This is a genomic window from Enterococcus spodopteracolus (genome assembly GCF_030441955.1).
Lineage (GTDB): Bacteria > Bacillota > Bacilli > Lactobacillales > Enterococcaceae > Enterococcus_B > Enterococcus_B spodopteracolus.
On the sequence record NZ_JARJHD010000105.1, the window covers coordinates 1 to 459 of the forward strand.

At 41.0% G+C, this 459-nt stretch carries 1 protein-coding gene; it reads right to left on the reverse strand.

Annotation, left to right across the window (positions count from 1 at the left end; genetic code table 11):
- Positions 1-459, reverse strand: a 459-nt coding sequence (locus tag P3R27_RS14765; protein ID WP_301399169.1) for a transposase, incomplete at both ends; no start/stop codon positions are given.

Below are 459 nucleotides of genomic sequence, written 5' to 3' on the forward strand. Positions count from 1 at the left end.
TTGGTTCGCATCCGTTTTTTCTGCTTGGTATTCTTTAAAATCTCGGATAAAGCCATCCGCATCTGTTCGTTGACGGTAAGCATGAAAATTGAATCGTACCCCTTTGGGGTCGATGTAAAAGTCCTCCTTAGGCTCATAATCCCAATTCATTACTTTCCGATCATCTGTCTGCCATTTCTTGCTTTGTTCTTTAAACATCGTTCCATAAGGAATCAGTGCAGTATGTTGGGGAAGTTCATCTTCTATATAGCGGTAATTGCTTTCTGAACCATAGCCTGCATCGGCGACCAAATAATGAGGGGTCTTTTGTGCAATCTTCATCTTTTCCAGTAATGGTTTCAGTGTCTTAGTGTCTGTTGGGTTTTGAAAGACATCGTAGCCGAGTACAAATTGATTACAAGTAGCGATTTGCAGGTTATACGCAGGCTTAAGTTGGCCATTTTTCATAGGGTCTTCTTT